Below are 22,944 nucleotides of genomic sequence, written 5' to 3' on the forward strand. Positions count from 1 at the left end.
GGCTTCCCAGCTCGAAGCAGATGGCCTTCGCAGAACGACTTGCCCGGGTCAAACAGCGCGCCGTGCCAGAGGAGTGTTTCCGCGACAAGGGGCTGATGTCAAAATGGATCGACGGGAATAAGTGACGAGAGCCTGTCGGCCAGAAGATCAAGCCGAGATGGGGGCTGCGTTAGCCCTACGCGCGATATCCGCGCAGCGGTCCATCAGATCGGTAAAGGGCTCTGGTGCCGTTGCAAGCAGGCCGTCTTCGATCATGCGGCGGTAATCGTCGGCGAGAACGTCGAGAGCATCGCCGCTTGGAACCAGTTCCAGATACCCGGAGGTTGCTGCGACATAATCTATTCGTGTGGCGTCCGAGGCCTTCTCTGCAAAGAACATCGTCTTATGCCGCGCGACAGCGGCGCCAAGTGCGCGATCTTCAATAGCTGCAGCCACGATACCCGCATGGTCCAATCTGGCAACATCATGCCAATGCCGGGAAAAGCGGTTCCCACGCATGCGGTTCTGCAAGCAGAAGACGTGGATCGCTGTCGCTTTCTCCCAGAACGTCCTTTCTGCATGCATTACGCGCGGGCGCGCAGTCGGAAACTCAAGGCCTTCGACGGTCCCCTCGGCGTCGCAGACAACGTCGCGCGGGGATGCCGGCTCTCCGGTAGAACGCGCCCCAAACTCCAGCATCACACTTGGCGAGACATACCCCGTGCCATGGGCGAGATGCGGGTAGTCAATGAACAGCTTGTCACCGTCAAGCCTAAGACTGGCATCGATCCCGTCACGTTCGATCGCCTGCTGCAGGATCGGCTGGATGGTGCCGGCCACCCAGCCCGGCAGAACTTGCCTGACACGCTTTGACCAGCGCCGCTCTTCGCTGGACGTGGCGGGCATGGCATCTTCGCGGCCCTCGAGAAAATCCGGGATCAGCGCCCGGATATCGAAGGTCAAATCCACATCTTCGGAGAAGCGATCGATGACGTGGTAGGCCTTCGACAACGAGGTGCCGCCTTTGAAGACGAGGTTTGTACCGATGGGCGATCCAAATAGCTGCTGGATCGCCCAGACCACCCAAACGTCTTTCTCGAGGAGGTGGGCTGGTCGGCCGAGCCGATCCGCGGCAACACCAAGAGCGTCCAGGCGGTCTTTGGCGCTGAGGCCCAGAAATGCCTCAGCCATGGACCATCGTTCCAACCAAACGCGCCAACCAAGTCGGGAACTGCGGCGCCGCAGATACCAGTTCGGTTTTTGCCGTATCCGTTAGCTTCGCTCGGAGGATTTGCAGAGCTTTGGGAGCCTCATCCGGCCCAAGCCAAGCCAGTGCACGGACGACCTGCCCAGAGGTTTTGTTGCCTAACGCCAACTGCCAGCGCGGCGCGTGACGCAACTCGACAGCTTGCTGGCCAAGGTTCAACACACGGCTTCGTCCGGAGGTGAGGTAAACCGACTTGACCGGCACCTGCGTCGTCAAACCCAGACTGTTTGCCGCAGCAGCACCGTTTGGCACGATCGTCTCGCCCCGCTGTGCAGCCAGCGCTTCAATCGCCTGTTCAGCCGAAGGGCTGCGTGGGCCAAAGCGTGTCTGGACCGGGCGCATATAGATACCGCGTCCTGCCCGGATCAACTCGCCTCGTGCAGCCAGACGCGACAGCGTTTGATCGACCGCCGCACGCGAGCCGAGATGCAACAATCCTTTCGCTGCCAACGGCGCCCCCTCCGGCAACGTCGTAGCAACATTCATGATGCTCTCTGCCATGCGTTCCATGATCGCTCCTTTGTCAGAAATATAGGCAGATTTCTGACAGTATTCAACCGTGCGATCGTGGCCGAACTGATAGCCTCCAACGGTGGAGGTGCTCTCGTTTGTCAATCTACCAACAAGACTAACCCCCATATCGGCGTCCAAAATTGATGAGGTCGCCCACCGCAGCGCAAGGGGCCCGCTCATAGGCGGCTCCCTTGCGCTGCGGTGGGCTCCGGCAGCAAGTTCGACGTCCCCTGCCCTTCCGCGCCATCGAGTGCCGCCAGTGCCGCGCGACAATCAGGGTGAGATTCCGCGTCAATCTGGGTGAGACGCCGTGGTGGTCCTGTGGTGGAGGGAGGGCGTAGCCCGACCGGAAGCGCAGGACCACCACGGCGCGCGCTTCGAATGTGCGTCTGTGATCGCGGTCGGTCCGATACGCTGTGGTTTTCCATGAGGGAGAACCACTTTGTGCCGGGCCGCCATGTAACCGATCAACAGATGTGGCTTTTCATGAAGCTGAGACAGACCCACCCGATCGAGGTGGCCGCCGCCAAGGCCGATTTCAGCCGTTCGACGGGGTTTCGGATGGCACAGGATCCGCGGCTTCCCTCACAGAAGATGCAACCGCGTGAGCGCCGGCGACCCGATCCGCTCGATACCATCTTCGATGGCGAAGTCGTGCCGCTTCTGCAGGAAGCGCCTGGCCTGAGGCCGGTGGCCATCTTCGAGGAGATTCTGCGCCGCCATCCCGAACCCTCGCCGGGTATCCGGCGCACATTGGAACGGCGGATCAGGTCTTGGCGCGCCCTACACGGCGCCGAGCAGGATGTGATCTTCCGGCAAGTGCACGAACCTGGCCGGATGGGACTGTCGGACTTCACCGACATGTCGTTCCTGGGCGTCAGGGTCGGCGGCCAGCCCCTTGCCCACATGCTCTATCATTTCCGCCTGCCGTGGTCAGGGTTCGAGCATGCCCATGTCATTCTTGGCGGCGAGAGCTTCGTCGCCCGCGCCGAGGGCCTCCAGAATGCCTTGTGGTCGGCGGGTGGCGCGCCGCAGCAGCATCGCACCGACAGCCTTTCCGCCGCTTTCCGCAACCTCGACGCCGACACCGAGGCTGACCTCACCCGGCGTTACGATGCGCTTTGCACCCATTACCGGATGGCGCCCATCCGCAACAACCGCGGGGTGGCGCGTGAGAACGGCGCCATCGAAAGCGCACACGGCCATCTCAAGGCGGCGATCCGCGACGCCCTCCTGATGCGGGGCTCGGCGGAGTTTGCCGGTCTGGCGGACTACCGCGCCTTCGTCGACGAGATTGTCGGGCGCCGGAATGCCGCCCGGGGCAAACGCATCGCGGCAGAACGGGCCTATCTCCAAGCCCTGCCTACGAACCGCACGATCGACTTCGAGGAGATCATCGTCACGGTATCGAGTATCGGCGGTTTCACGCTGCGCAAGGTCTTCTACACCGTGCCGTCCCGGCTGATCGGTCACCGGCTGCGGGTGCGCCTGTATGATGACCGTCTGGAGATCTTCATGGGCGGAACGCAGGTGATGACGTTACCACGCGGGCGGGCCCATCCGGACGGGCGGCACGACCAGGCGGTCAACTACCGCCATGTCATCCACGCCTTGCGCAAGAAGCCGATGGCGCTCCTCAACCTGGTCTATCGCGACAAGCTCTTCCCGCACCCGGCCTGTCGGCGCGCCTTCGAGGCGCTGGTCGCCCAGTTGCCTGAGAAGATGGCCTGCAAGGTCGCCGTCGAACTCCTGGCCCTCGCCCATGATCGCGGCTGCGAGCGCGAGTTGGGCGTCGAGACCGAGGCGGTTCTGGCGGCCGGACATCTGCCCGATCCCGTCGCCCTGCGCCGGCGGTTCGGACCCGATCCATCGGACTTGCCGGTTGTGTCGGTGATGCAAGTCGGCCTGGAAAGCTACGACGCGCTTGTCGCCCCGACGGCCTAGATGGGAGAAACGGCATGACGATCGCCCATCCCATCGACGGGGCCCGCCTCGGCATCATGCTGAACGAACTGCGCCTGCCCACGATCAAGACGCTTTGGCCTCAGTTCGCCGAAACGGCCGATCGGGAGGGTTGGCCTGCGGCGCGCTTCCTCGCCGCCATCGCCGAGCACGAGCTGGCAGAACGTGCTAATCGCCGGATCGAACGCCACCTCGCCGAGGCGCATCTGCCGCCAGGCAAGACCCTCGACAGCTTCGCCTTCGAGGCGGTCCCGATGGTCTCGAAGGCGCAGGTCATGGCCATGGCCGCTGGCGACAGCTGGCTGGCCAAGGGCGCCAACGTACTGCTGTTCGGCCCTCCGGGCGGTGGCAAGAGCCACCTTGCGGCCGCCATCGACCTCGCCCTGATCGAGAGCGGATGGCGCGTCCTCTTCGCCCGAACCACCGATCTGGTCCAGAAACTGCAGGTGGCGCGGCGGGAATTGCAGCTCGAGGCGGCGATCACCAAGCTCGACAAGTTCGATCTGCTCATCCTCGACGATCTGGCTTACGTCACCAAGGATCAGGCCGAGACCAGCGTGCTGTTTGAACTGATCTCCGCTCGCTACGAGCGAAGATCGATCCTGATCACCGCCAACCAGCCCTTCGGCGAATGGAACCGGGTCTTCCCCGACCCCGCCATGACGCTGGCCGCCGTCGACCGGCTCGTCCACCACGCCACCATCTTCGAGATGAACGTCGAAAGCTACAGGCGGCGAAGCGCCATGGAGGCCAAGCGATCGCGCGGCCGTCCCGCTGCCTTCGCGTCAATCAACAACACCCCTCAGATTGTCGCGGAGCGTCAATCAACAACGAGCCAGCATCTTGCCAGCGACAATCAGGATGATATCGTCACAGACGCCGCGACGTAGAATCCCATCCAGATTGACGCGCGCGTCTCATCCAGATTGTCGCGCTATAGCCAGATCGTGACAGCGAAGAACCTCCGGCAACCAGCCGCTGCCTTTCAGCAGATACTCGGCTTCGGTCGCCATCTAGCCTTTCCTAAGGTGCTCGATGAGTTGTGCCGTCCCCTCCCCTTTGGCTTCGCGCACGGCCGCCAGGATCCGGGACTTGGGGGCACGGTTCAGGTAAGTATCAACCGTCGGCTCCCAACCTGCCTCGACCATATCAAGACCTGTTGCGTGGGCGACCAAGTCGGACTGGGTCATCCGCCTGGTCAGGCCACTGGCAGAGATGCCGGCATCGTTGGGGTTCAGCTTCTTATGCAGCGCGTTGATCCCGAAGCTGAGGCAATGAGCGAGACGGGACAGCCGGCTCGCCTGATCGAGGGAGGTCAGGTAGTCCCAGAGAGCGGCATCGTCGCCGAGCGGCAGGTCTGCCTCCCACGCCGCGTGCCGCTCATCGACCAGTTTGGCAACCACGCTGTCCTTCAGATCGCTCGCCTGCGCGGACATGTAGACGTTACGTACCGACGCCTCGAGGCAGCTGCCGGCAGAATTAGAGGTCCGGAAGGTGTCGCCCACGAGCTTCAGAAGCAGTGGCGCAAACGCGATCTCGGGCGAGCGACCGACCGCTTCGCGCAGGGCCAAAGTCCGGTGCGCCGCCAGTTCCATGTCCAGCCGCTCAGGCAGGGGCTTCAGTGCGCCATCGGCCTCATCGTCGGAACTGTTAGCACTGAAGCCTGACGCTCAGAGGTGATCACTGTGCCTACGCCCACGCCACCAGCGTTACTCGCAACGGATGGCTCGCTGCCCTGCCCGTCTGCCCCCGATTCACCGCTGTGGACGCCATCGTCTGCCCGAGGCTCATCCTCGGGTCGCACAAAGCCCCGATAGACGACCAGCTCACCACCGCGGTCAAGCACCACAAAAGCCCCTGCCCGTCCGATCTCCGCTGCGTCGAAAATAAGCGGCCGTGCCTCGAGCTTCTTCATCGCGACTTCCAGCTCGCCGAGACGCACCTCGATTCCTTCCCGGAACGCGTCCAAGCCTTCCCATTTCTCGTCGAGCGCTCGGTATTCGGCAAGCAGCTTGGCATGGGTCGCGCCTTCGACATCTGTCATCGGCGCCGGTTCTCCGCTCAACCGCCGAAAGCCGTGGCTGTAGCCATAAGGCAATTCGAGCGAGACCTCGATCCATCTCCAACCCTCGGTTGCGATGGCTTCAGCTTCAACCTGCAGCTTCTCACTGACGAGACGATCGAGTAGGGCAGGGTTATCCAATCACCCACCATCGTCGCCTTGGAAGAGGCCATGCAGAATGGTTCCGCCAGCAGCTTCATACGTCGCGACCCCGACAAAAACGGCACGACGGTCAGAGGCGCGCACCGAGGTTTCTGTCAGCATGCGGCGGATCTGATAGGGTTCCTTGTTCCAAGACGAGCGGATCGCGTCCCAGACCTGAACTTGGCGCTCATGATCTGGATTGACCGTGAAGGCCATCAACTGCTCCAATGTCATCTCGTCGTCGGCATAGAGCTCAAGAAGGGCAGTGGCCGCTGAGGCAAGTTTCAGGCGCTGTTTGACCACCTGGGGTGTTACGAAAAGGCGGCCGTGATCTCCTCGTTATCCTGACCCTTCTCGCGCAGTGCCAGGAAAGCGCGGAACTGATCGAGTGGATGCAGGGTCGCGCGTTGAGTGTTCTCGGCGAGAGAGTCGTCTTCGGCGAGGATCTTGGACTTGGCATCGCGGACGATGCAGGGGATATGCGTTGTCTTCGCCAAGCGTTTCTGCTTCGCTAAGAGCGAAAGGGCCTGGAAGCGCCTGCCGCCTACGGGGATCTCGAACTTGGCGGTCTCGGAACCGTCCCCGGCCAGAATGGGCCGGACGCTCAGGCTTTGCAGCAACCCGCGCCGGGCGATGCCTTCCGTCAGTTCCTCAACCGAGACACCGGCCTTGATGCGCCGCACGTTGGACTGGCTCCGCACGAGCTTGTCCAACGAGATGTCTCGGAAAGGGGACAGGGTGATTTCTGGGCAGCTTTGGCCATCGGGTCGTCTCCTCGACGGGCGCCGGAAGCCACTCTCCCGACCTCACTACCCGTCAGCCTCTATCAGCCGTTCTCTTCCTCTCAGCATGTCCACCGCGGTGGACATCAGGCAGGGGCTGCCGGTGAGTGAGCAAGGCTCTCCAGCAGGCGTTTCGGATTGAAGTCGTTTTGTCTGCGGCCGAGGGTGATGCTATGGAAATAAGCCGCAAAGTCTCGGATACGGTTGCCTACCTGCAAGATGATGAAGATAGCGCATGCTGCCTTTCTTGGGCCTATTCTGCTCGCTGCTTTGTCGAAAGTGTTCTCGTGAATCCCAATCATGGGAGCCAGTGTTCTGGCGTGCCTTTCCGCGTCATCCCAGCTTACAATCGAGGATGTTGCGAAAGACGTTGCTTGGTCGCAGGTGGCCGTCAGGGTTTGAAGGTTTGGCGTCTCGGTGTCGATTTCGCCTTCTAAGTCTTTTCTTTCTTCTTCTGACTTAGATTGGTGCCGGACGGTTTGCCCGTCGTTGGCGGGCAGTTTCGTTGCTTCTTGCTGGTCCACCGCGGTGGACAATTGCGAGCACGGGCCCTCCAAGAGTTCGAGTACGGTTCGGTAGTCAAACAGTGTGAGCTTTCTACGAAGAGTCTTGCGTAGGTCCCGAACGAGATCGCTCGCGGAGTCAGCCTGTTCGAGACATGCCAGTCGGCTTAGGATTTGTTTCCGTAGGAACATGCAGTCTCGACGCGCATTCTCCTGTTCTTGGGCCGCCGAAAGTAGCTCGCTGGCGCGGGTAAGCAGCGGAGAAAGGGACAAGCCATAGCTAATGGAGTGCCCATCGGATGATCGCACGCGATATCTCTTCCGATTGGGGCTATCGTTCCGCTTCATGAATCCGAGTTCGATGAAGCGATCGATGTGCCGACGGAGAGTCCGTTCATCGACCCCGCCAATCCGACGGCAGATCTCTTCATTCGAAGCGAACACAGTATGTCCATGCCCAGCTTTGAGGAAACTCAGCATCGCCTGGAGCGTATGGAGATGCCCCGGACGTAGGCCGAACAGATCGCGAGTGTCTCTAAGCGCGCGGAAGACTGCCCAGATATCGGTTTCGTAGGTTGGCGTTGCCGGGGTGTCATCGTTGCCCCCGAACGCTTGAAGGGAGAGTTTTGTGAATGCCATGATGGTTGAACGTCGACCGCTTTGGCCCATAGCTTCCCCGGCTCTTCACGCCATTTGGGGCGAGAAAAGGCAATAAAAAGACGTCCACCGAATCGGTGACTCTTGACCGGTATGTCGGAGATTGCTACATCACAGGTGCTAATCAGATGATGAGGGCTCTCCAGGGGAAACCTTGGGGGGCTCTTTTCTTAGTGGTCTTCGCTTTTCTCCTCTGCTCGTGTTTGCGGTTGTACTCAGGGTCAGGACCCTGAGTTTCTTTCATTCTGCCACTGTTCAAAGAGCAGTTGCAGCGTGGTCTCCACGCGCCCTTCGAGCCATTGGCTGAACTCCGGGTTGTCCTTGCGTTGAATCTTGATCCCGATCGACTTGTCGTCGACGTGAACCGTACCAAGCGGGCTTCCAGTCTCGGTAGTTGCGATTGTCGTTTGGCCACGGGCACTTGAGCTCGACGCCGCGCGCCCTCTCTTTGCGCAGGCAACGTAGACAGCCTGGAACTTCTCGGAGCTTGACGTGGTGTCAGGTAGAGAGGAAAGTGCTTCATGCGCGACGTCGACAAGCGGAACCTTCGCCGACAGTGCGGCGAGATCACCCCATTGGCGCCGACCCACGCCATGGGCCGGACCGATAAGCCTGACAAGCTGTTCTGGTAGCTGCTCAATGACCACACGATGGTTCGAGACGCCTTGCCTCGTGAGGCCCAATGCGTCCTGAATGACGCCAGGCTTGTATCCGGCTTCTTGCATCTCCTTGATGAAAAGAGATTTTTCAATGAACGACGGATCAAGCCGTAGGTTGTTCTCCTGACCTTGCGCGATCAGCGAGGCATCGTCATCGAGTGTCCTAACGATCGCCTTGACTGTCCCGCCCATCCTCCGGATCGCAGCAAGTCTTCGACGTCCGTAAATGATGCGGTACCGATCCGGTTGCTCCGAGGGACGAACCATGATCGGAACTTGCTGACCGTGTTTGCGAATGCTCTCCGCCAGTTCGTCAATGCTAGCGTCTTCGAGGATCAGGCGATCCCGGAGCCCATCCATATCGATGCGGTCAGGTTCGATATCACGGATGGAGTTGGCTGTGATTTCACGAAGAGAATCCCGCAATCCGCCAACCGAGCCGGGTAGCTTGGCGGGTTTTGCCGAGGTAGGGGAGGGGGCGTTCTCGTTCTTCTGGGGTTGGTTGAAGATGCTTCTGGCCATTACCTGCGCCCCCATGCCAGTTGGATCGTCTGTTCCAGCTCATCAGCGACGCTGTTCACGCTTGCCAAAGCTCGGTCGATGGTTTTCCGGATAAGCTGGCTCGGGTCCACCTCATAGATTGTCTGCTGGGTCATTCCGGCGTCAGAAATCGCTGTCGATTTCAACATCGGCTCCGTCATGACCTGGCCCGCGAGGATAGAGCGCAAGTACCCCGCCATCTGCGTCTGAGGCCCGTCTGACGGCTCATAACGCGTGATCAGAAACTTCACGAAGCCCCAGGTGACCTGTCGCCCGATCGCTTCTTCGACGGCTTTGATGGTCTCAGATGCAAGTTTGAGAAACTGACTCATAGATGCAATGTCGAGCATGCCCGGAACCACGGTCACCAACAGGCCGGAGGACGCTGCCAATGCCGTCAATGTCAGAAAGCCCAACTGCGGGGGGCAATCGATCAGGACGATGTCATAATCAGCATCGACTTCCTCCAAGGCCAGCGCAAGACGCTCCGCGAAAATCGGCTGCACCCTGCGCGACAGAGCGTTGGCTGTTTCGGTCTCGTACTCCGACAACATAAGGCCGGCGGGGACCATATCGAGCTTGTGGAAATACGTCTTCTGGATGACTTCCGAGAGAGGGACCTGATCCTCGTACCTCAGGGCATCATAAATCGTCCCGCCTTCAGCGAATTCTAGTTCAGGCCGGAAGCCGAAGAAGGTCGTCAAGCTGGCTTGCGGGTCGAGGTCCAGCACGAGCACCCGGTAGCCGCGCAGGGCATACCTGTGTGCCAAATGGATCGTCGCTGTCGTCTTCGAGCTGCCGCCTTTGAAGTTTACGACCGAGATTACCTGAAGGCGATCACCTTCCCGACGGCCTGGCCGGTACGCCTCGGCGTTTTTACCCGTTCGCGCCAAGATGTTGCGAAGGTTGTCGACCTCCTCCGCAGTGTAGAACCGATGACCGCGACCGTCAGTATGAACCTCCGGAAAACTGCCGTCTTTGTGGCGGTTGCGCAGGTTCGACGTGCTCACGCGCAGCAGCTCGGCGACCTCAGTGGAACTGAAGCGACGCAAGGACTTGCGTTCCTCTGGCTCGAACGCCACTTTCATCTGCCTATCGAGGGATTCGGCCAGACTGTCCGCGAATGCCCCTATGTCGGAAGAGCCGATGCCTTGAGTGTAGGCTATAGTTCGTTCATCCATCGTCTGCCGCCTCTCGTGGCCTCTGATAAGGCTCTTTATCGTTCTGACGGCCGAAGGCCCGTCTGACGAGTTTTGTCGTCAGAATGGAAATGCCACGAACGGTCAAGTCCGGCAAGAAAAATCTAGATGTAGTGGGAAGGTCCTTTGCAGTACGCTGAGGCATCATTCAGGTGTGGCGTCGTAAATTATTGATAAGGAATACTAAAATTTTACGACACGGGGCGACAGTGCCTCACTGCCACCTGTGCTGATCCTCGTTCTCAATTCGTTACTTTGCTTCCTCCGGGTCATATCGATTGATGATTCTGCGCGTGGCTGAGCAACCACGGCGATCAAACAGTGCTACAGCAATCCGAGACGTTCGGCGCGTTCCAGCAACATTCTAACCGACGATGGCTGCCAGCGTGTCCGGCTTCTGGGCGTTCGCTCTCGCATGGCTTCCAACCGGTCGCACAGTGCCTGAAGAGTGATATCGGGGTCTGCACCCTTGATGGCTGCGACAATAGCGGGCAGGCGGTCGTCGTTTTGGCGGCGAGCGGCACGGCCAAGGACCGTCTTGGGAAGAAATCCGTCGCGGACATATGCGTTGACGGCACGCAGGAGTCGGCTTTGCGTCCACTGTCGTTCACGGGGCAGGGGGCTCTTGACTGTCCTCGGCTTCATCGACATCACATCGATCCGCCTCTGGCTACGCCATTTGTCATGTATGGATGCCCCCTTTCGTGCAAGTGGTATTTGAACAACTCAGGCGCGTGATCGGATGCGGTCATGTATCAGGCCTCATGGTGCGGCTCGAACGTGGCCGCAGGCCGTTATGGCGATGCGCGGGTCAGAGGCAAATCAACAGAGCGAGCTCTTCGGCTCCACGACAAATGCTGCTTTCTCCAACCCGGATCTTGTCGATCCTTTGCCCTTACTGTTCAGTCACGTCCTCACACGCCCGACGTACCGAGGCGCGATGGCAAGCTTTGCGCTGTCATGCCATCGTCGCCGCCGGGTTCCGGTAATCTTCCTGTTTCGTCATCATGGCCCAGAGACCTCGCGCCATTTTGTTCGCCAAGGCGACAGCGGCAACCATGCGTGGCTTGCGCCCACGCAAGCGAACAAGCCATCCATGTTTTGAACGGCCATAGCGCTCGCACGTCGCCCAAAACCGCTGCGCCAGCCGCATGATGCCGTGCGGCTTCTGCTGGATTTCCTGCCCTTCGAGATGCGAATGGTCCGCCGAGACGGGCTGCGGCTCTTCAACATCCACTATTGGGATGATGTTCTGAGCCTTTGGGCCGGACAATCGAAAGAACGCAGAATGGTCCGCTACGATCCCCGCGATCTCTCGCGGGTGTTTCTGCATGGACCGGACGGTCGGTTTCACACAATCCCGTGCCGTGACCTGCGGCGCCCGAAGATAACTCTGTGGGAACATAAGGGGGCGCGCGATGAGCTGCGCCGCCGGGGAATCGCTGCGATGGACGAGCAGATGCTGTTCGACGCCGTGACAGCACAGCGCGAAATCGTGGCCGAGGCGAGCGCCCGAACCAAATCGGCGCGGCGCGCGGCGCAGAGAGCGGCCTATGCTTTGGAGGCTGCGCAGGCCACGGATCCCAAGGATCGAGTGGGGCAGGGGGAGACAGGTTTGGATCTGGGGATGCCGTCTCAGCCGGCGATTGATCCCGGTTCGACCCCGTCAGATCTTCCCTTCGAGGTGGAGGACTGGCAATGACTCTCGAGCTTGAGCACATTCACCCACAGTATCGCCAATTCGCCCTGCTTCCGGATGAAGCCCGTATCCGTTGGGTCCGGTCTGACCGTTATCTCGGGTATGCCCGGGCCGAGCGGGTCCTCGAGCGGCTCGAAATCCTGATCGACTACCCTACCCGGGACCGGATGCCCTGCCTGCTGCTGTTTGGCGCCCCCGGTATGGGCAAGACCAAGATCCTGTCGAAACTCTTGCGCGATCATCCCCCGATCGCAAAGGCCACCGGGGGTACGGCCGTGCCTGTCGTCTGCGTCCAGATGCCGCCAGAACCCGACGAGCGCAGCTTCTATCAGGAACTGCTGCGGGTGATGAATGGCGCGTTCGTGGCATCCGCGCCGATACCCTCGATGCGTCAGGTTGCCCGGCGCCTGTTGCGCGATCTTGGGACCAAACTGCTGGTAGTCGACGAAGTGCAATCCATGCTGTCAGGATCGTCACGCCAGCAGCGGATATTTTTCAATACGCTGCGGTTTCTGACCAATGACCTGCGCTTGCCGATTGTCTGCGCCGGCACCGATGCGGCGCGTGTGGCGCTGATGACCGACCCTCAACTTGCCGATCGGTTCGAGGCCGCTGAGCTCGTCGGCTGGACCGATGACGCTGAGTTTCATCAGCTTCTAAGGGGGATTTCACTGATCTTGCCGTTGCGCAAGCCGTCGCAGCTGCTGGATCCTGCGGCACGTCAGCAAATCCTGGCGCTGACCGACGGGAACACCGGACGCCTGTTTCGACTGATCGAAACGGTCGCCGTGGAGGCGATCTCATCAGGACGCGAGTGCCTCGATGAGGGCAGTTTTCGCCAGAAGGGGCTGGTGATGCCGCTTCTATCGATGCTCGACCGCTCCCGTCGGGCGCTGGCTGGCTGAGGCGAACCGTGACGGGATATTTGGCGAACCGGCTGGGCTGGGTTCCCCGTATCGCGCCCGACGAGCTTCTGACGTCCTGGGTCTGGCGCATCGAAGCCTATTTCGAGGTGCCCGGCCTTCTTTGTGCCAGTCTCGGGTGTCAACCGAGCGAGCTTGATCATCACCCGCCAAGTCAAGCCTTGCGGCAGCTCTCCCTCCTCACCGGACTGCCACTGGTGGACCTCGAAGGTCGATGCGGGTCGCGCCAATCGGTCTTTGATGATGCCGTCCCCACCGTCTGTCCGGCCTGTCTCGAGGAGATGGCGGGAGGCCCGCAAGGGCTTTATCTCAGGTGTGCCTGGGCGCATGGCCTGCGGACCATCTGTCCGCTGCATCTCCGCCCACTCGTCGCCCTGCCGATTTCAGGGGCGGGCCTGTTTCTGTGGCGCGGGCAGGGGGGCTGTGACTTTGCGCACAGGGTCAACCAGCTTCTCGTCGAGGAGTCCCGGAGTTCGCAGCCGAATGCCACGGACTGGGAGGAACTGGCGCGGTTCGAAGCGGCCCTTGCGGGCGGCCAGTCCTGTGCCGCCGCGATTTTTCAGACATGACCGAAACTCGTATCGGCAAACGGCGGAAACGCTGTTGGCCGGTCCCGCTGGCCAAAGCGCGCTTCAGATGTCCGGGCGGGCGCAGCGAAAAGCTCTTGGGGCCTTGATGCGGAGCGGTCTCGCTGAGTGGGAACGCTCTGGATTCTCGGCATCTTCTGCCAATTTCTCGCTATCTTATGTACTTTCGCGCGCGGGGTTCTCGGCAACTTATGTCGTTTTCCCGAGGAGATAGGCGGGATTCTCGCTAACTTATGTCCGTGACATGCGGGTTTCGTCGTTGATTTTCAAGAGTCATGATAAGGCGGACTTATCATGACAAATGATTGGGCAGGGAAACCACCCGTGTAGCTTGCATTCTAGTGCCATAATGCGCATTATGAAAAAAAAAGTTTGTTTATTAAGTTGATTTCGGCACTTGCTGCGGATGCAGAGCGTGGGAATCCCAAGGCTGCAACTGTCGTGGAGCAAGCGGTGTCGCATGGGCACGATTTCCCTGAGCGCAGACATTTCCAGTGCGGTTTGGAAGTCTCTTGGAAGGCTGGCCAGCGTGTCTTCGATCGCAGGCCAGCCGGGAAATTGCACCACCTTGACGGACGTGACCGCTTTCAGAGGTCGACAAGGTTCTAGTACTGAGCGTAAGGCGGGGCCAGTTCCTTCAGCTTACCCTTGGTCGCGATAGAGCCCTATCCACGATGGGAGATGTCCAGGCTTGGTGCGTTGGTTCTCGTCGAGTGAGGTGCCCAGTCTAGATCATGGTCTGCTGGTTCAAGAGAGGTGTAGAGACGGTCCATGCCCAGCTACTCGCTTGGTGACATCCAACTGGTTCTTCCCGATGCTCTGTTGACGCCGCTCATCCAGAGGATGCTTGAGAAGGGGTGGTACGAAGTCGAGGAAGCCAAAGCGTTGCGTGCGCATCTGCGCGACGACGATCGTGTGCTTGAGCTGGGGGGCGGAGCCGGTTTTCTGGCCACGTTATGTGCTCTCAAAGTTGGCGCGCAAAACGTGGCGACCGTGGAGGCGAACCCTACGATGTTGCCCATCATTCGAGAAAATCTCGAGCGCAACGGGCAGGGGGGGGCAGACGTTTTGCATGGGGCTGTCTTGTCGTCTTCCGGGTTAGCGACGACAGATTTTTATATTCCCGAAGCGTTCTGGGCTGCGACCCTTGAGCAGTCCGGAAAAGGTGCCGTGCGACAGGTCAGTGTTCCTGTCTGGCCTTTGAGCGATCTTCTCCAGCGCTATGCGCCGACTGTGCTGATTGTTGATGTCGAAGGCGCGGAGAAGGATTACTTTGAAGGAATGCTGCCGTCTGGACTGAGGTTGATTGTCATCGAACTTCATCCAGATGCTTACGCGCGCGATATCATTGGAGTCCTGTTTGCGCGCTTGGCAGCGCAGGGGTTCATCTACCAGCCGAAAGGCTCGCAGGGCGCGGTTGTGGTGTTTGAGCGGTTGTGAGGATTTGCGCGACAAGAGGGCTCGCCTCTGAGGCTTGGATGCGCGACGAGCTCAGTCAGCCTTCTCTGCCGCGGTTGCTTCGTCGTCTCCTGTAATATCTGTGATCAGAATGCCGAGGAGCTGAGCGCGGCTTGCCACGCCTGCTTTCCGATAGATGGCGTTCGATTGCGCTTTTACCGTGCCTTCTGATGTTCCCCGCAGAGCAGCAATCTCACGGGTGTCGAGACCCTTTATGGCGAACATTGCCACATCACGTTCGGCGTTGGTGAGTTTCCACTCGCTGAAGCGTTCCAGCATGATCTCGTGGAATGCACTTTTTGCACGGCGCAAGCGTTCTTTGGCATTTTGAGCTTCATTGCGGGCTTCATACAGGGCCTGTGCGCCGAGAACGATGCCGAGCGTCAAACCAACTGCAGCACCAATTTCCAGAAGCTCTCGTGCTTCCCACGCGATTGGCTGAATGCGTAGACCCAGCACAGAAGCCAAGATATCGGCCACAAAGAAGATCGCGCACAGGGCCTGCACCGCGAAGATGGCCAAGATGACTTTGTGATTTTTCATCCGTTGCTTCGAAAATCCACATTAATCATCATTGTCACTATCCCCTCCATCTGCACCGTCGCTGTCGCTGTCGCTGTCGCTGTCGCTGTCGCTGTCGCTGTCGCTGTCGCTGTCGCTGTCGCTGTCGCTGTCGCTGTCGCTGTCGCTGTCGCTGTCGCTGTCGCTGTCGCTGTCGCTGTCGCTGTCGTCTCGACCTCTGCCGCTCGATTGGGTATTGCCTCGACCTCCCCCGTCTCGGGATGGCCGGGCATCATTAGTCACGGTGCCGCCAGTCTCGGCTCCGTCCACAGGCTCCCAAAGATCTCGCAGGATTTCCCCGGTTCGTCTGCTGATGACGATTTCTCTGCGGCCTGGGGGGCCGATGGCTTCCAGTCTTGTTCGTCCCAGCCACGTGCGTGAGACTGTTATATCTTCGTACCCTTGCCTGCGCAGTGAACGGATGACGTCCTCGCTGCGTTCGTCCGCAAGGTCGGCCCGGGCAGAGCTTGGTACCATGGCAGAACTGGTCGCCAGACTTGCCAGTGCTGAGGTCAAAAAACGGCGTCTATTCATGGGGCGCTTTAGGGTTTCCAAGGCAATCCCTGCCGACGGGCAGGAATTGCGATTATCAAGGCAGGACTTTCTGACGTCTCAGTCGTCGTCCCCGTCATGGTCGCGACCACCATGGTCATCTCCGCCTTCGGAGTCGCGGCCGCCGTGATCATCCCCACCATCGTAGTCACGATCGTGGCTATCGTCGCTTGAGCGGTCACGTCCGTGATCATCATCGGAGTCGTGTCCATCACGATCATCATCACGCTCGCGCCCGGCATCATTATCATCATCATGCCCGCGTCCGTGGTCATCATCGCGATCGTCATCACGGCCGCTATCGTCTTCTCCCTCGAATTCGATTTCAATGCCTTGTTCGTTGCTGCGGCTCCGATCCGCACGGCCTTGCTCCTGGGAGAGAATTTCTCCCGTCGAACGATCATAGACCACCTCGACTTCGACGCCATTCGATACGGCTTCCACATTGACAGTGTCGCCTCTGACATTGATTTCGACACGAGAATAGCCTTGGGCAGCATAGGCATCCCCCAGCGCATAGGGGTCGACTTGTGCCTGGGCCACACTGGTAGCGACGATCAAGCTGGTGCTCAGGAGCAGGAGTTGGCGGGTCATGGTATTCTCCAGGTAACGCGACCTTGGAACCATTTCCGGCCGCCCTTTCAAAACGCACCGAACTTTCTGCGACGCTATAGTCCTGAGGTTGGTTCCGGCTGACCTAGGCACAATGGCCTAGGTTCCTAAACTCAGGGTTATGGCTATTAGGGTGAGTTAAACCTGTTGCGGATGACGCGGTGCGCTTGGGGGAGCAGAGGCATCATGCGCCGCCTACGCCAGCCGCGCGGCTAGGGACGCTTCGTGCTCGGGCGCCGGCGGCTGGTCTTTGGGTGAAGGGAGAACTGCGCCGCCGACGGTCCCCCGAGCATCGTGGAACAGAAGCTGTATATTGGATTCGGGTTAAGGTAAGGTAAGGTAAGAGGTGGTCGCGGGGTTTCGGGCCAAGCATGACGACCGGTTTGGGCTAGGCCGAGCGTTTCCCGAGTGTCCCTCTCGATCGGTCGGTGGACGTCGATTCCAGCGCGCGCCAGCCGTCTGATACCCCCGCCGTCTCCTCTCCTTCGCCGGCTCCTGCGTCAGCGAGTTGCTCAGAAGAAAATATCATCATCTTCTGCCATGTTGACGGTTTCATTTGAGTCGACAACTGAGGTCCGTCCGAAAAGACGATCATGGATCTCGCGCTCAACGGCCATGGTGTAGCACAGGCGGATTTCATCGATTAGGCGCCCGGCCTCCTCGTCGAGGATGAATGCGTCAACCGTGCTCGCATCATTCACCGCGATCGTCGTGACAGAGGCGGCATATTCCGAGAACTCTGCGAGCTTTGCCGCCAGTCGTGGTAGAAACGGATCGGTCGCGGGAAGAAGATGTTGCACCGCTTCGACATAGGCTTTTGCCAAGCCTTCGGCTTCGCAGCCCATGTCCCTGATCTCAGAGCCAGCAAAAGCCTGATGGCCCATGACACGTGCGGCAAGATTGGTCGCTATGCGCTCTTGCTGGCGGGTCACCTCCAGCACGCGTCGACTTTCTCCGCCGATCCGGGCTGTGCATTCCCGCAGTTGCTTGGCGACTTCAGTCATTGCCTGCCCGTTCGTCTGCACTTTGCGGGCGACGAGGATGGCGTTGATGCCGAGCAGCTGCATCTGCGCATCAAAACCCGAGATGGCTTCAACCGCCGTCGCGCCGCGCTCGAACCCTTGAGAGAGGCGCTGCACTTCGGGACCGATTGCCCGGGCCATCTGCTCAATGTCGGCGAGGTCTGCGTCGATTGTCTTCAGAGCTACGGAGACCTGGGCCAAAGTATGGGCAACGCCTGTGGATCCAAGAGCCCGTACGGCATCGGACGCTGCAAGTCGCGCTTCTGCGATGACGCTCATCGATACCTGAGCGCTGGCGAGTTCAGTGCCCAGCGTAGCGGTCAAGCCGGTGAGCTGGGCGCGGGCCAGAGCCTCGATTGCTTCCGCGGTGGCGGAGGGGTGCGCTTGCGCGGTTTCAAGCATGAACAGGACATGGTCGATGCGCTGTCGGGCCGCGTCCCCTCCTTGAAGATCGGCCACGGCTTTCTGAAGGGCGGTCGACATCCGCGCCTGAGCCGAGGATGCACGTCGCAGGGCCTCAGGCAACTCATCGATGCGCGAGAGGCTGATCATGAGAGCATTCAGCGCGCGCGAATTGCTTTCGATCCGGAAGATCGCTTCACGCAGGCGGTAGGCAAGCTTGGTCAGAGGGGCAATGCTGCCATCGGCAGTCGACATTTCGGCAAAGACAACCTGGATGGTACTCAAGGCTTGGCCAAGAAGATCTTTCACCTCAAGAGCGAAGTGATGAAGCTCCGCCTGCCGGTCGTTAAGGCTGCGGCTGATGGTTTGTGCGTTGGTCGCTACCATTGCGGCGAGACGCACCTCGCGCTTGAGATCTTCGAGCAGGGCAATGATTGAGCGGACGCCTCTCTTGAGATCAGAGGCTCCGGAGACCTGTGCGCTGTATTCCTCGGCGAGCACTGCCGCTCCCTGTCGTGCATTTTGGATCGACGCGGCGAAGCGTTTCTGGCCCTCTCCGCCTGCGATGTTGCTGGCGCGCGAGAGCAGCGCAGCGACGTTCTCGGTTTCCTCCAGCTGTTCGAAGAGCTGAACGGCTGTTGTCTCAAAGAGGTCCTCGATTCTGCTTCGGAACTTACAAAGTTCGCCGATCAGCACCTGTCTGGGCAAGGGGTGCATCATGAGTTCCTCGTACGGGCAATGTATTTCGAGATTTCAGGACCGATGCCTGAAAGCGGAACTTGGCGGCCGGTGGCCCCAAGGCGGACAGCCTCGCCGGGCATGCCCCACACGACGCTGCTGGCCTCATCCTGAGCAAGGGTTTCTGCGCCAGCCTCTCGCATCTCCAGAAGCCCTCGGGCGCCATCGTCGCCCATACCGGTCAGGATGATGCCCATGGCGGCCGAGCCTGCAGCAATTGCGACGGACCGGAATAGAACATCGACCGAGGGACGGTGACGTGACACCTGAGGCCCGTCGACGATACTCACGCGGTAGCCGCGACCCTGGCGGCGCAGCACCATGTGCTTGTCGCCCGGCGCGATCAGGGCGAGGCCTGGCGCGGTCCGGTCACCATCGACCGCTTCGCGGACTTCGATCTTCGAGAGGAGATCGAGGCGCCTTGCGAAAGTTGCCGTGAACTTCTCTGGCATGTGCTGGGTGATCACGACGGGCGGGGTATCGGCGGCCAAGCGCGGGAGCAGGTCGGCCAGAGCTTCGGTGCCGCCGGTGGAAGCGCCGATGGCAATCAACGGTGTCAGATCTGGTGGCATCGGCGCGCTCTTGCGCGGCGGTGGCAGGATCGCGTCGGCGGTGAGCTTGGGGCCGGGGGTGAATGGCGCCGGCTTTGGAGGCGGCGCTGTGCGGCGCGGGTTTTTGAAGCCTTTTGAACGCCCGACGGCGGCTGCCGCGCGCACGGCGTCCGTGAGCAGGATCTGCGCTTCCTGACGTGCGGCCGCGGAGGCCAGCCTAGGCTTTCCAATGACCTCGCTTGCGCCGATTTCGAGGGCGCGCAGGGCTGCTTTGGAGCCGGCCTCGGTATGGCTCGAGCAGATGACCACAGGCATCGGGTTCTGCTGCATGATCTTACTGAGGAAGGTCAGCCCATTCATGCGTGGCAGCTCGAGATCGAGTATCAAGACATCGGGCAGCACATCGCGCATCATCGCGGCTGCCTCGAAAGGGTCTGATGCTGTGCCGATGACCTCAATGCCGGAATCCTCGGCGAGCAGATCCTTGAGCATCGCCCGTGCGGCTAGACTGTCATCGACAATCAGAACGGAGATACGGCCCATCAGTGCATCTCTTCTTTTCGATAGACGCCTGGTGCGCAGGCCTTGAAGCCGGGCAGGCGAACGATCATCGATTCTGCATGACCGACGACGAGGTAGCCTCCAGGGCGGACATGCTCGCTGACGGAGCGGATCACCTGCGCTTGGGTCGGCGCCTCGAAATAAATCAGCACGTTGCGCAAAAACGCCACGTCGATTCCACCTTCGAGCGGGAAGGGTGGTTCGATGAGGTTCAGCGCCTCGAATTTCACCTGGGCCCGCAACTCCGGCACAATGCGGCCGACGGACTGGCCATTCATCCGGGCACTCATCACGTAGGCCTCGCGCAAATCGGCAGGGACTGGCGCAAAGTCAGCTTCCGGGAAGATAGCGTGGCGCGCTTTGTCGAGAACCCTGGGTGAGATATCGGTGCCGAGGATCCGCCAATCGAAAGCCTTGTGTTTTGGGGCGGCACGAGCCAGCACCATGGCGGCAGACCACGCCTCTGCCCCCGTCGAGGAGGCAGCACTCCAGAAACGGAAGCGGGTCGTCTGGCCGGGGCGCGTGCGGGCCACGGCTTCCGGAATGATGCGATTGGCGAGGAACGCATAATGCGCGGGCTCGCGGAAAAAATCAGTTTTGTTGGTTGTGACCAGCTCGATGATCGGCGTCAGTTCGTCGCTGAGAGCGCCGCCGTCGAAGATGTGCTCGAAATAGGCGTCGAGTGTCGGCAGATCGAGCGCGATCAGCCGCTTGCGCAGCCGGGCGGCGATCATCGAGTCCTTGGACGGCGGTAGCCGGATCCCCGTTTCGGCGAGGATTAGCTCTCGGAATTGTCGCAGACGCTCGTGAGAGGACGCGGCATGAGCCATTTCAAGCCACCAGCCCGGGAAGCTCAAGCTCGCCCAGCTCCGAACCAAGAAGACCTTCGACGTCGAGGATGGTGACGAAGTCGTCGCCGCGTTTGCCAACTCCCGCAACCATTCTCTCGCGCCAGCGCAGAATGCCGGCGTCCGCACCAGGCATTTCAACGTCTTGCTGAATAGTCCCGACATCGAGGACTTGGTCAACGCGCAGGCCGACCAGACGTTCTGGCTGCCCTTCTGCTACGAAAGCGATCACGATGATCCGCGTATCGAGCCCATCCGCGCGCTCCGGTTGTCCGAGCAGCGCGCGCATGTCCACGACCGGGACGGAGGCCCCGCGACGATCAATGAGACCGAGCAGATGGCGCGGGGCACGGGGAAGGGGGGCGGTTTCACGCGCTTCGAGGATCTCGACCACCGGGTCCACCGGCAAGGCGAAGAACGCCTTGCCGATACCGAAGGTGACAACTGTGGTTTGGTCCGTCATGTCAGCCTCCTGTGTGGCCTGCGGGCTCAGGCCGCGCCGCGGCTGGCGCGCAGGAACTGCGCATCGAGCTCGTCTTCGCTAGCCTGCATGTCGAAATCGAACCCGCCACCGTTTGCCAGGCGCTTGGTGCCGGCCGAATGGCTATGGGTCGACTTCTTGCGAGACGGCAGGCGCGCGGGCTTTGCCGCTTGACCGCGGCTCCCTTCAGACAGCTGGAAGAAGGCCATCGCCGCACGCAGGGTCTCGGCCTGTGCCGCCAGCTCCTCGGCCGTCGAGGACAGCTCTTCGGACGCGGAGGTATTCTCTTGGGTCACTTTGTCGAGCTGTTGGATGGCCAGGTTGACCTGCGTGGCACCGGTGGCCAGCTCCTGGCTCGCACCGCTGATCTGGCTGACGAGGGTCGCGGTGCGCTCGATGTCGGGCACGAGACCTTCCAGCATGCGCCCGGCGTCCTCGGCCGCTTTGACCGTGTCTGCCGAGAGGCCGCTGATTTCGCCGGCGGCCTGCTGGCTGCGCTCGGCGAGCTTGCGCACTTCCGAGGCAACAACGGCGAACCCACGACCATGCTCCCCGGCACGAGCCGCTTCAACGGCAGCGTTCAGGGCGAGAAGGTCCGTCTGCCGGGCGATCTCCTGCACAACCATGATCCGCTGTGCGATGGTTTTCATCGCGCTGACAGCGTCGGCAACAGCCCGGCCGCTGGCGCGGGCATCTTCAGCCGATTTCTGAGCCATCGACTCGGTTTCGCCTGCATTCTCGGCCGTCTGCTTGATGTTGGCGGTCATCTGCTCCATCGAGCTCGAGGCCTCTTCAGTGGACGAGGCTTGCTCCGTTGCGCCTTGGCTGAGTTGCTCGGAGGTCGAGGCCATCTCACCGGCGCCCGAGGCGACGTTCGACGAGCCGGCCGAAACTTCCCCCACGACACTGCGCAGTTTTTCGATCATCTGGTTCTGGGCACGGATCATGTCGGCAACCTCGTCGTTGCCATGCAGTTCGGCAGTCTTCGTCAGGTCGCCGTCAGCCACCGCACGGGCGAGTTCGATCGATCGGGTAAGGCCGCGGCTGATGCTGACGGTAATCCAGAGCGCACCGGCCGAGCCGATGATCGCTGCCGCGACCGTCAGCGAAATCAGCTTCACGAGTGCTGCGCTGTAAGCCTCGTCGGAAGCCAAGTCAGCGGCTGCCATGCCGTCGAGGTTGGTCTGCAGGATCGTGCCGATGCTCGTCTCCATGAGGCGCCAGGTCTGCATTCCTTCGCCAGAGATAAGGCGCACAGCCGTCGCGACCTGGCCTTGGTCTGCAAGGTTGAGAGCGCGGTTGTTGATCTCGCGCAGGTTTGCGAAGAAGCCGGTGTATTCTTCGAGTGCTCGACGCCCCTCAGTCGTGGCGATATCAGTCAGATCCGCAAGAGTGCTGTCATGACGGGTCCGGCTGGTTTCCATGCGGCTGCGCAGCTCCGCACGCTCTTGCTCGGTGCTGGCCAGGAGATATTCCCTGACATCGCGCTGAACACGGATCGTTTCAGCAACGATTTCTTCCGCATAGCGGATCCGCTGCGCGTCCTGCGAGACGATCGCGCTCAGCCGATCGCTCATTTTTCCAAGATCGGAAAGGGCGAGCATCATGGCGGCGGCGGCGGCGGCGATGATCACCAGGAAGGTGGTCGCCAGCTTCATCTTGATAGTCAGTCTCATTGGCGA

At 60.7% G+C, this 22,944-nt stretch carries 20 protein-coding genes and 2 pseudogenes; 6 read left to right on the top strand and 16 right to left on the bottom strand.

Annotated elements, in window-relative coordinates:
* Nucleotides 1-147: 147 nt before the first annotated feature.
* Both BCY78_RS21740 and BCY78_RS21745 read right to left on the bottom strand, forming a co-directional pair.
* Nucleotides 148-1,170, bottom strand: coding sequence for a nucleotidyl transferase AbiEii/AbiGii toxin family protein (locus BCY78_RS21740; protein WP_068306022.1), 1,023 nt, complete (start codon nucleotides 1,168-1,170; stop codon nucleotides 148-150).
* Complete coding sequence (locus tag BCY78_RS21745) at nucleotides 1,163-1,756, bottom strand: DUF6088 family protein (RefSeq protein WP_068306028.1); 594 nt, start codon at nucleotides 1,754-1,756, stop codon at nucleotides 1,163-1,165. The genes BCY78_RS21740 and BCY78_RS21745 overlap by 8 nt, the downstream gene beginning before the upstream one ends.
* Nucleotides 1,757-2,233: 477 nt before the next feature.
* Between BCY78_RS21745 and istA the strand changes: the two genes are divergently transcribed.
* Together istA and istB are read left to right on the top strand one after the other, a co-directional pair.
* On the top strand, nucleotides 2,234-3,703 hold the full coding sequence (gene istA / locus BCY78_RS21750) for an IS21 family transposase (protein WP_083195236.1): 1,470 nt from the start codon (nucleotides 2,234-2,236) through the stop codon (nucleotides 3,701-3,703).
* 14 nt (nucleotides 3,704-3,717) lie between these two features.
* Nucleotides 3,718-4,611 (top strand): IS21-like element helper ATPase IstB, encoded by an 894-nt coding sequence (gene istB, locus BCY78_RS21755; RefSeq protein ID WP_068306031.1) that lies wholly within the window; start codon nucleotides 3,718-3,720, stop codon nucleotides 4,609-4,611.
* Nucleotides 4,612-4,662: 51 nt separating this feature from the next.
* Here istB and BCY78_RS26345 read toward each other — a convergent pair.
* The 6 genes and pseudogenes from BCY78_RS26345 to BCY78_RS26350 form a co-directional block, all read right to left on the bottom strand.
* Nucleotides 4,663-6,690 (bottom strand): annotated as a pseudogene (locus tag BCY78_RS26345) (ParB/RepB/Spo0J family partition protein); the annotation flags it as partial.
* A gap of 105 nt (nucleotides 6,691-6,795) precedes the next feature.
* A complete protein-coding gene (repC, locus tag BCY78_RS21765) occupies nucleotides 6,796-7,851 on the bottom strand; it encodes a plasmid replication protein RepC (RefSeq protein ID WP_068306081.1) in 1,056 nt (351 codons plus the stop codon).
* Between the two features lie 239 nt (nucleotides 7,852-8,090).
* On the bottom strand, nucleotides 8,091-9,050 hold the full coding sequence (gene repB, locus BCY78_RS21770; RefSeq protein ID WP_233499469.1) for a plasmid partitioning protein RepB: 960 nt from the start codon (nucleotides 9,048-9,050) through the stop codon (nucleotides 8,091-8,093).
* Nucleotides 9,050-10,249 (bottom strand): plasmid partitioning protein RepA, encoded by a 1,200-nt coding sequence (repA, locus tag BCY78_RS21775; RefSeq protein WP_068306033.1) that lies wholly within the window; start codon nucleotides 10,247-10,249, stop codon nucleotides 9,050-9,052. Before repA ends, repB begins: the two co-directional genes overlap by 1 nt.
* A gap of 342 nt (nucleotides 10,250-10,591) precedes the next feature.
* Nucleotides 10,592-10,903 (bottom strand): annotated as a pseudogene (locus BCY78_RS26090) (recombinase family protein); the annotation flags it as partial.
* A gap of 322 nt (nucleotides 10,904-11,225) precedes the next feature.
* Nucleotides 11,226-11,600, bottom strand: coding sequence for a hypothetical protein (locus tag BCY78_RS26350; RefSeq protein ID WP_369808720.1), 375 nt, complete (start codon nucleotides 11,598-11,600; stop codon nucleotides 11,226-11,228).
* On the opposite strand from BCY78_RS26350, the gene BCY78_RS26355 reads away from it, so the two are divergent.
* From BCY78_RS26355 to BCY78_RS21800, 4 genes are all read left to right on the top strand, one after another.
* The gene (locus BCY78_RS26355; protein ID WP_369808719.1) at nucleotides 11,499-11,969 is read left to right on the top strand and encodes a Mu transposase C-terminal domain-containing protein; all 471 of its coding nucleotides are present in this window, start codon (nucleotides 11,499-11,501) and stop codon (nucleotides 11,967-11,969) included. The two genes, BCY78_RS26350 and BCY78_RS26355, sit on opposite strands and share 102 nt — an antisense overlap.
* A complete protein-coding gene (locus BCY78_RS21790; protein WP_068306039.1) occupies nucleotides 11,966-12,871 on the top strand; it encodes a TniB family NTP-binding protein in 906 nt (301 codons plus the stop codon). The genes BCY78_RS26355 and BCY78_RS21790 overlap by 4 nt, the downstream gene beginning before the upstream one ends.
* A gap of 8 nt (nucleotides 12,872-12,879) precedes the next feature.
* Nucleotides 12,880-13,458, top strand: a complete 579-nt coding sequence (locus tag BCY78_RS21795) for a TniQ family protein (RefSeq protein ID WP_068306042.1) — start codon at nucleotides 12,880-12,882, stop codon at nucleotides 13,456-13,458.
* Nucleotides 13,459-14,247: 789 nt separating this feature from the next.
* A complete protein-coding gene (locus tag BCY78_RS21800; protein ID WP_068306043.1) occupies nucleotides 14,248-14,916 on the top strand; it encodes an FkbM family methyltransferase in 669 nt (222 codons plus the stop codon).
* A gap of 51 nt (nucleotides 14,917-14,967) precedes the next feature.
* Here BCY78_RS21800 and BCY78_RS21805 read toward each other — a convergent pair whose 3' ends face one another.
* The 8 genes from BCY78_RS21805 to BCY78_RS21845 all read right to left on the bottom strand — a co-directional run bounded on the left by BCY78_RS21805 (nucleotide 14,968) and on the right by BCY78_RS21845 (nucleotide 22,938).
* On the bottom strand, nucleotides 14,968-15,477 hold the full coding sequence (locus tag BCY78_RS21805; RefSeq protein ID WP_068306044.1) for a LuxR C-terminal-related transcriptional regulator: 510 nt from the start codon (nucleotides 15,475-15,477) through the stop codon (nucleotides 14,968-14,970).
* A 21-nt stretch (nucleotides 15,478-15,498) separates the two neighbouring features.
* Nucleotides 15,499-15,738: a hypothetical protein gene (locus BCY78_RS25395; RefSeq protein ID WP_068306045.1), complete on the bottom strand. Its 240-nt coding sequence runs from the start codon at nucleotides 15,736-15,738 to the stop codon at nucleotides 15,499-15,501.
* 369 nt (nucleotides 15,739-16,107) lie between these two features.
* A complete protein-coding gene (locus BCY78_RS25400; protein WP_139103274.1) occupies nucleotides 16,108-16,641 on the bottom strand; it encodes a hypothetical protein in 534 nt (177 codons plus the stop codon).
* 530 nt (nucleotides 16,642-17,171) lie between these two features.
* Nucleotides 17,172-18,803, bottom strand: coding sequence for a hypothetical protein (locus BCY78_RS21825; RefSeq protein ID WP_139103275.1), 1,632 nt, complete (start codon nucleotides 18,801-18,803; stop codon nucleotides 17,172-17,174).
* The gene (locus tag BCY78_RS21830; protein ID WP_068306057.1) at nucleotides 18,800-19,915 is read right to left on the bottom strand and encodes a chemotaxis response regulator protein-glutamate methylesterase; all 1,116 of its coding nucleotides are present in this window, start codon (nucleotides 19,913-19,915) and stop codon (nucleotides 18,800-18,802) included. Before BCY78_RS21830 ends, BCY78_RS21825 begins: the two co-directional genes overlap by 4 nt.
* A complete protein-coding gene (locus tag BCY78_RS21835) occupies nucleotides 19,915-20,763 on the bottom strand; it encodes a protein-glutamate O-methyltransferase CheR (RefSeq protein ID WP_068306059.1) in 849 nt (282 codons plus the stop codon). Before BCY78_RS21835 ends, BCY78_RS21830 begins: the two co-directional genes overlap by 1 nt.
* A gap of 1 nt (nucleotide 20,764) precedes the next feature.
* Nucleotides 20,765-21,244 carry a chemotaxis protein CheW gene (locus BCY78_RS21840; RefSeq protein ID WP_068306061.1) on the bottom strand — a complete coding sequence of 160 codons (480 nt, stop codon included), beginning with the start codon at nucleotides 21,242-21,244 and terminating at the stop codon, nucleotides 20,765-20,767.
* A 26-nt stretch (nucleotides 21,245-21,270) separates the two neighbouring features.
* On the bottom strand, nucleotides 21,271-22,938 hold the full coding sequence (locus BCY78_RS21845) for a methyl-accepting chemotaxis protein (RefSeq protein WP_068306064.1): 1,668 nt from the start codon (nucleotides 22,936-22,938) through the stop codon (nucleotides 21,271-21,273).
* Nucleotides 22,939-22,944 lie beyond the last annotated feature (6 nt).

It is taken from the genome of Pararhodobacter sp. CCB-MM2 (assembly GCF_001691415.1).
Classification (GTDB): domain Bacteria; phylum Pseudomonadota; class Alphaproteobacteria; order Rhodobacterales; family Rhodobacteraceae; genus Pararhodobacter.

Excerpts from the sequence above, each read along its gene's own strand:
- BCY78_RS21825 (WP_139103275.1), bottom strand. The coding sequence starts at position 18,803 with ATGATGCACCCCTTGCCCAGACAGGTGCTGATCGGCGAACTTTGTAAG.
- BCY78_RS21740 (WP_068306022.1), bottom strand. The coding sequence starts at position 1,170 with ATGGCTGAGGCATTTCTGGGCCTCAGCGCCAAAGACCGCCTGGACGCT.
- istA (WP_083195236.1), top strand. The coding sequence starts at position 2,234 with ATGTGGCTTTTCATGAAGCTGAGACAGACCCACCCGATCGAGGTGGCC.
- BCY78_RS26350 (WP_369808720.1), bottom strand. The coding sequence starts at position 11,600 with ATGCAGAAACACCCGCGAGAGATCGCGGGGATCGTAGCGGACCATTCT.
- istB (WP_068306031.1), top strand. The coding sequence starts at position 3,718 with ATGACGATCGCCCATCCCATCGACGGGGCCCGCCTCGGCATCATGCTG.
- BCY78_RS21790 (WP_068306039.1), top strand. The coding sequence starts at position 11,966 with ATGACTCTCGAGCTTGAGCACATTCACCCACAGTATCGCCAATTCGCC.
- BCY78_RS21835 (WP_068306059.1), bottom strand. The coding sequence starts at position 20,763 with ATGGCTCATGCCGCGTCCTCTCACGAGCGTCTGCGACAATTCCGAGAG.
- BCY78_RS21800 (WP_068306043.1), top strand. The coding sequence starts at position 14,248 with ATGCCCAGCTACTCGCTTGGTGACATCCAACTGGTTCTTCCCGATGCT.
- repB (WP_233499469.1), bottom strand. The coding sequence starts at position 9,050 with ATGGCCAGAAGCATCTTCAACCAACCCCAGAAGAACGAGAACGCCCCC.
- repC (WP_068306081.1), bottom strand. The coding sequence starts at position 7,851 with ATGGCATTCACAAAACTCTCCCTTCAAGCGTTCGGGGGCAACGATGAC.
- BCY78_RS21830 (WP_068306057.1), bottom strand. The coding sequence starts at position 19,915 with ATGGGCCGTATCTCCGTTCTGATTGTCGATGACAGTCTAGCCGCACGG.
- BCY78_RS21845 (WP_068306064.1), bottom strand. The coding sequence starts at position 22,938 with ATGAGACTGACTATCAAGATGAAGCTGGCGACCACCTTCCTGGTGATC.
- BCY78_RS21805 (WP_068306044.1), bottom strand. The coding sequence starts at position 15,477 with ATGAAAAATCACAAAGTCATCTTGGCCATCTTCGCGGTGCAGGCCCTG.
- BCY78_RS25400 (WP_139103274.1), bottom strand. The coding sequence starts at position 16,641 with ATGACCCGCCAACTCCTGCTCCTGAGCACCAGCTTGATCGTCGCTACC.
- BCY78_RS21840 (WP_068306061.1), bottom strand. The coding sequence starts at position 21,244 with ATGACGGACCAAACCACAGTTGTCACCTTCGGTATCGGCAAGGCGTTC.
- BCY78_RS21745 (WP_068306028.1), bottom strand. The coding sequence starts at position 1,756 with ATGGAACGCATGGCAGAGAGCATCATGAATGTTGCTACGACGTTGCCG.
- repA (WP_068306033.1), bottom strand. The coding sequence starts at position 10,249 with ATGGATGAACGAACTATAGCCTACACTCAAGGCATCGGCTCTTCCGAC.